The sequence below is a fragment of the Paenibacillus pectinilyticus genome, assembly GCF_001700435.1.
Lineage (GTDB): Bacteria > Bacillota > Bacilli > Paenibacillales > NBRC-103111 > Paenibacillus_E > Paenibacillus_E pectinilyticus.
Window position 1 is genome coordinate 1 of sequence record NZ_LYPC01000021.1, and the last position, 6949, is coordinate 6949.

A 6949-nucleotide genomic window follows, 5' to 3' on the forward strand; every position below is an offset into this window, starting at 1 on the left:
TGATAGGTTCGAGGTGGAAGTGCGGTAACGTATGCAGCTGACGAATACTAATCGGTCGAGGGCTTAACCAAAATTCCTAAGTAATCTAACTTTACGTAAGTTTCGTATCTAGTCTTCAGGGAATAATTTTCCTACTGTGGCGATCGTGGCGAAGGGGTTAACGCACCGGTTTGTGGATCCGGCATTCGTGGGTTCAAGTCCCATCGGTCGCCCTTTTCCCTTAAATAGTGGGGATTAGCCAAGCGGTAAGGCAACGGACTTTGACTCCGTCATGCCTAGGTTCAAATCCTAGATCCCCAGTTTACTTCTCTTAAGCGGTCGTGGTGGAACGGCAGACACACCATCTTGAGGGGGTGGCGCTCACAAGGCGTGAGGGTTCAAATCCCTCCGACCGCATCCCAGCTTTACAAGAGTTAACCCTTACCTAGTAAGGGTTTTTCTTTTTTCTAACAGTTGAAAAAAAGTAGTAGTACAGTTTATTAATCATCCTTGTTGACGAACGGTTGACATAATAATTAGGTAATCCACGACTGCTCTAACGAAAGCTCCTCGGAAACGAGGAGCTTTCGTTTGTTTCTGGAGATACACCTTCGATATCGAGTTAGCAATGGCCATTTTTCGGCAAAATGGATAAAATCGGACAACGAAGTATAAATAATCTCGTATCTTTGGCAAATGATTCATCCTATATTTATCCATGTAATCCTTTCATAGAGGGATGTGAATAATGCGAAGGGCAAGAAAGAGGCAAAATAAAACCGAGGAGGGATCTATGTATGAGGAAAATCGTGATATGGTTGTTGCTTTGCACCATGATAGTGGCGCTGTTTCCAACGATGTCAACGCGCGTTCAAGCATCGGGTTTTATCAATGTACTTAATCCTGGATTTGAAGAAACAACGGTAAGTCAAACGAAGCTGATTCCGACGAATTGGACTACATCGTTATGGAGCAGAACGACGCCAGTCGATACGAGTGTAACGACAGCTGTTTATAACAGCGGAGCGAAGTCACTTTATATCAGCTCTACGGATGCGGGGGCTGCTGGTTGGACGTCCAAAGCGATTCCTGTTGACAGCAGTACGCAAACTATCAAAACGACGGTGAAAGTAAAGAAGTCAGCTGATTATGCCGGTAATAACCCATGGGTATTCATCAGTTATGGCAATAGTGGTACTTTCCTGGGTATAAGCCCCTCTCCAGCGGCTACAGTAAGCAGTTCGGAGTGGACAGAGATTACGTTAACGGTCAATAGCAGTCAGTTTCCAGCGGGAACGAACATGCTTTGGTTGAACTTGGCGACAACAAAATCAGGCAGTGCAAGCAATGCGGGGACACTCTATTATGACGATGTAACGATGGAAATACTAGATTCACAAGCGCCAACAGCGCCGAGCAATCTTGCCATTTCTGGACAAACGGCGACGAGCGTTAATCTTACGTGGAATGCATCATCGGATAATGTAGGAGTCATCGGGTACGATGTGTACAATGGGACAACACTGATTGGATCCACGACGGCCTTATCCTATTCGGTAAGCGCTCTCAATGCTGGCACGACTTATACCTTTACTGTAAAAGCGAAAGATGCGGCGGGCAATATATCTGCGGCCAGTAATGCTGTAAGTTTGACCACTCCGTTTTCATTGAGTATAGCTAATCCGGGATTTGAGACGACGACGCTTAATCAAACGAAGCTGGTTCCTGTAAACTGGAATTCAAATTTATGGAATCGAACAACGTCAGTTGATACAGGGGTCACGACCTCTGAGGCAAACAGCGGCACCAATGCTCTCTACATTAGCGTAGTGGATTCAGGAGCCGCAGGTTGGGTTTCCAAGACGATGCAGATTGACAATAGCATGCAAATAAAGGCGACGGTTAAGGTGAAAAAGTCAGCCGATTATACTGGTAACGACGCTTGGGTGTTCCTAAGTTATGCGAAAAATGGTGCCTTTATCGGAACCGTTCCATCGTCAAACGTTGCGCTGAGCAGCAGTGAATGGAAAGAATTATCAGTAACGATCAACACGGCTACTTTACCTGCAGGAACGAATAATTTGCAGTTGAATCTGGCAACGCTTCGTTCAGGCAGCGCTAATCCACAAGGAACACTTTATTATGATGACGCTACAATCGAATTGATTCCAGATACGGTGGCGCCAAGTGTACCGACGAATCTCCATTCCGTAGGTCAAACAGCAGAAAGTGTTGATTTGGCTTGGAATGCTTCAACCGATAATATCGGCGTAACAGGATACAATGTTTATAAAGATGCAGTACTGGTAGGTACTGTGACAGGTCTATCCTTTACGGCAAGTGGGCTGGTCCCAACGGGTAGTTATTCGTTTACAGTCAAAGCAGTCGATGCGGCGGGAAATATATCCCCAGCCAGTCAAGCTTATGTGACCAATGATACACAGCCACCAACAGCGCCGACCAACCTAACAGCATCGGCTATTAAAATGAAAAGTGTCACACTTACCTGGGATCCATCAACGGACAATGGGGGCGTGACCGGCTATGACATTTTCGATGGCACGAAGCAAGTAGCAACGGTCACTGGGGTGACCTATACGGTAACAGGTCTTGAAGCATACAGCGGGTATATATTTACCGTGAAAGCGAGAGATGGCTCGGGGAATATATCCGCTGCGAGCAACCCTGTCAATGTACTTACCTCGCAGTATTATGATTTAGCGAATCCTGGCTTTGAAGAAACGAAGACAAGCGGAACGAAACAGCTTCCCGTCAATTGGAACACTTCGTTCTGGAGCGGTGCAAGTGGCGTGGATATGGGAATTACCACAGCAACGACGAATAGCGGAACGAACGCGGTCTATATCAACACGACAAGTATCGGAGCTGCAGGCTTTTCTTCCAAATTCATCCCGATCGATAGCGGAATGCAAACCATTAAGGTGTCGGTAAAAGCCAAAAAATCAGCTGATTACACAGGCAATGGGGCCTGGGTGTTCATCACCTACTTCAAAGATGGTGCATTCCTCGGCACGGCTGAGGCTAACACCCCAACTTTGAGCAGCACTGTGTGGACGGATGTTTCGTTTACGATTGATAATAGTCAATTTCCTGTAGGAACGAATCAAATCCAGTTAAATGTTGCGACAACCAAATCACCAAACGTCCCTAATATGGGAACGCTTTACTACGATGATGCCAGTATACAGTCCGTTGAATATTTCCCGCTGCAGGCGGATGTATTCGCAAACTGGTGGAAGCTTGGGCAAAATGTGGTGTTTAAAGCGATCGAAGATCAGCTACCAATTTCCGTGCAGACATTGACAGGGACAGTATATGATACGGATAGTCAGATTGTTGGGCAAGTAACAGTAGATCGCGCAACGTTGCTAACCACGGGATGGAGCTGGACACCTGATCATGAAGGTTACTATGAAATTGCGTTTGACTATACGAAACAAGGGATAACAGGTACGCTTCCGCTTCAACAATCGTACAGGATCCTGTCTAGTCCTAAGCGAACGGCGGCAGAATTTGTACGTAATCGAACTTCTGTGGCTGTCGTAGAAAGTCAGTCTATAAGCAAAGCCGACCGTAATCCCCTGTTTGGCTTCAGCGATGGGCTTGATGATGACCGAGGCATGCAGCTTGCAGATTTGGTAGGGTTTGATTTTGCGAGAATTCATACGATCCCATGGGGAGCAAATTTCGGTGATACAAGTGCGTCGCTTGAGCCTAGTCGTGGTGTGTTTAATTGGGCTGGACTAGATAATCATATCAATAAATTGCAAAGCTATGGCATGGAGATGATTGGCAACATTGTATTTACACCACAATGGGCTTCCTCCCATCCGGAGGATACAACCGTTTCGATCGGTGTGCCTGGTTATTCTTCCTATGCGCCAGCAGATATGAATGACTTTGCTAATTTCCTGAGAGCGCTAGTGGCTCGGTATGGAGATCGGATTACCAAATGGGAAATATGGAATGAACCTCATTTGAAAGGCGGAAGCATTTTCTGGAATGATACGCCAGAGAAGTTTGTGGAATTACTCCGTACCGGCTATGAAACGATTAAAAGTGTTCAGCCGAATTCTGAAATTTGGATCGGTGGCATGGGCGGCCATAGATATTTGCCTTTCTATAATGAGTTGCTGCGTCTTGGCGGAGCGAATTATTATGATAAGCTATCGCTTCACGGCAAGTTGCCCGATCCCAAAGAATATCAAGCCTATGATCAAATGTACAATGTGCCTTCAAAGCCTTGGGTGACTTCAGAAAGTCATGCCGGTCTCGTGAACGCTTCGGATTCCCAATATATCCTGACAGAGCCCGAGATCGCGAGAAAGATGCTGTACGATTATATGTTCCAAATCAAGAATGGGGTCGACCAAATCGCTTATTTTAATATGATTAATGATACAGAGCCTGAAGCCATACCTTTCGCACATACCGAAGGCTGGTTTACGGAATCCTCCGGATTGTTTCGCAAGAAACCAAAGCTTGAGCCGAGGCTCAATTCTGTGGTTATGCATCGATTTATTGAAACACTTGGGAATCATATTGTATACAAAGGTGAATATTCGCTAAGCGGTAACCAGAAGGCTGTTTATTTTGAAAGTGACGGGTCACCGATTCTCGTTGTATGGTCTGAGGATGCGAATGCAGGCACAATTTCAACAGCGATTTCCGAAGCCTTTACGAATGCCACTGTAATCCGGGATTGGACCGGCGGCACAGTGACAGCTGCTCCGACGCTACAAGTAAAACCGAATAGCATGTACTATATCAGCCATGTAGATGCCTCTTATCTTGCTACTTTGACGTCAACGCATGATGTACTATTGACCGATTATGAGAAAGCAGTGCAAAATGCCAATATCCCTACCGCTACGGGAATTAAGAGCAACTTGTTTGACCGTACCACAGGGGCTTTGAGCACGAATATCCCTTGGATCAACAACAATTGGGTGTTCAAAAGCTTGACTTCAGGGCAGCCAGCAGGGTTTGCGGCTCGAGCTGCGGTGGGCGCGGCGAATGATGGACTTGATCTGGTCATTGACGTAACAGACGCCAACTTCGTACAAAATGAGTCGAAAGGCAATTACTACATCGGTGACAGTATTCAATTCGGCCTTGATACATCAGGAATCGGCATGGTCGGCGCCCAAGTGGAATTTCAAGCCGCATTGACCGCTAACGGACCAGTCCTCTATAAAGGAACTGTACCGTATATCGGCGGAGACTTGCCATCTAATTGGACACCGGCGGGCCAATTCGTTCAAAATGGAAGTATTCTCATCGACAGTACGCAAAGTGGAAAGAAAATCTATAAGATTCACATCGCTTGGTCAGAACTATATCCGTATATACCAGATACGACGAAACCTCTGTTTGTATCGCTGCTTGTCAATGATAACGATGGCAATGGACGACTCGGTTGGTTGGAGTGGGCTAGCGGTATAGGTGAAGCGAAGAATGTAAGTTTATACGGTAAAATCGTACTACAAGATCCAGCCCAAGAGGCACCATCTGATTCGGTAAGTGTACAGTTGAAAGACAGCAATGGAAATGCCGTTAGTGGGGGAGTGGTATCCTACTATGATGGCGGATGGAAAGATTTTGGAGTTACGAATGCATCGGGAATCGTAAGCAAGTCTTTGCCGGATAAAGCGTATACGTTTGCGATAAATTATGAAGGAACAAGTACGGAAAAAGTCCAAAACACAGGAACGGATCCGGCGGTTGTCTTTCAGACGGTAGGTGTGAAGGTAGAGCTAAAGGATAGTCTCGGGAACCCGCTCAATAGTGGTGCGGCGAGCTATTATGCAGGGAGTTGGCGCACTTTCGGGAATATATCGGGCGGTGAAATCAGCAAGGAATTGCTGCCAGGTTCGTATACCTTTTCTGTGAATTATGAGGGAACCATCAAGGATATGGTGCAAAATATCGGAACGGACCCGGTGGTCGTCTTTCAGACGGTTAATACAAACGTACAGTTGAAAGATAGTCTCGGAAACCCGCTGAACAGTGGTGCGGTGAGCTATTATGCAGGGAGTTGGCGAACTTTCGGGGATATAGCAGGAGGTGAAGCCCGCAAGGAATTGCTGCCAGGTTCATATACCTTTTCCGTGAATTATGAGGGAACCATCAAGGATATGGTGCAAAATATCGGAACGGACCCAGCGGTCATCTTCCAAACCGTTAACGTGAATGTACAATTGAAAGATAGTGTGGGCAATTCACTTGATGGTGGTTCCGTGAGCTATTATGCAGGAAATTGGCGGACCTTTGGCACTACGGTGAACGGCGAGATTCACAAGGAGTTACTACCGGGGACGTACACCTTCGCTGTGACGTATGGGGGTGTGAACAAGGAGACAGTAGGGAACACCTCGTCGAACTTGCCGATAAGTTTTCAATTATGACAAGGGATCATGGAGAGAGTTGAATTTCGGTAGGTAATCCTTTACGATGGACGTGAACATCTTCTATTGCAAAGGAGCACCCTATGGACCCGAAAGTCAAACAAGCCTTAGACATTACACTTCACAATTGGCAGACGATGACCTCTTATCAAAGCGATGAGAAGGAAGCTGTAGCGGATCAGTTTCAATCTTCGTTTTATGCTTTTATTGAGACCGTACGCGAATGGGTACTTCGCGAAGGCAACCCTCATCTATCGCTGGATGAAATGCTTGAAAACGATATGATTCAAGAGATTTTCGACTTGCTTCCTGCTCCTTTGCATTTAAATTTCGAAACAGAAATAGAGTTAATTCTTGATCGGGTAGAACGAGTGGATGAAGATAAATACGATTGATGTGTGAGCCCCTTACGGGGCTCATTTTTTACCACATTAGAAAGTATAAATTTTCGGTTCCCGAAAACGTCTTGATAATTGGCGATAAAAACTACCTATAAAACGCGGTCGCACATCCTCGAAGGACTTCGATAGAAGTTTTTCTCA

At 45.9% G+C, this 6949-nt stretch carries 2 protein-coding genes and 3 tRNA genes; all 5 read left to right on the top strand.

Features of this window, described 5'->3' with window-relative positions; all coding sequences use genetic code 11:
- The first annotated feature begins 139 nt into the window (after positions 1-139).
- The 5 genes from A8709_RS16075 to A8709_RS16095 all read left to right on the top strand — a co-directional run bounded on the left by A8709_RS16075 (position 140) and on the right by A8709_RS16095 (position 6802).
- A tRNA-His gene (locus A8709_RS16075) sits at positions 140-212 on the top strand.
- 16 nt (positions 213-228) lie between these two features.
- Positions 229-300: transfer RNA gene (locus tag A8709_RS16080), tRNA-Gln, on the top strand.
- Positions 301-314: 14 nt separating this feature from the next.
- Positions 315-396 (top strand) — tRNA-Leu (locus tag A8709_RS16085).
- Positions 397-776: 380 nt separating this feature from the next.
- Positions 777-6407, top strand: a complete 5631-nt coding sequence (locus tag A8709_RS16090) for a fibronectin type III domain-containing protein (protein WP_065853393.1) — start codon at positions 777-779, stop codon at positions 6405-6407.
- 83 nt (positions 6408-6490) lie between these two features.
- Positions 6491-6802 carry a hypothetical protein gene (locus A8709_RS16095; protein ID WP_065853394.1) on the top strand — a complete coding sequence of 104 codons (312 nt, stop codon included), beginning with the start codon at positions 6491-6493 and terminating at the stop codon, positions 6800-6802.
- The last annotated feature ends 147 nt before the right edge of the window (positions 6803-6949 follow it).

Coding starts and splice junctions, on each gene's coding strand:
- A8709_RS16090 (WP_065853393.1), top strand. CDS start 777: ATGAGGAAAATCGTGATATGGTTGTTGCTTTGCACCATGATAGTGGCG.
- A8709_RS16095 (WP_065853394.1), top strand. CDS start 6,491: ATGGACCCGAAAGTCAAACAAGCCTTAGACATTACACTTCACAATTGG.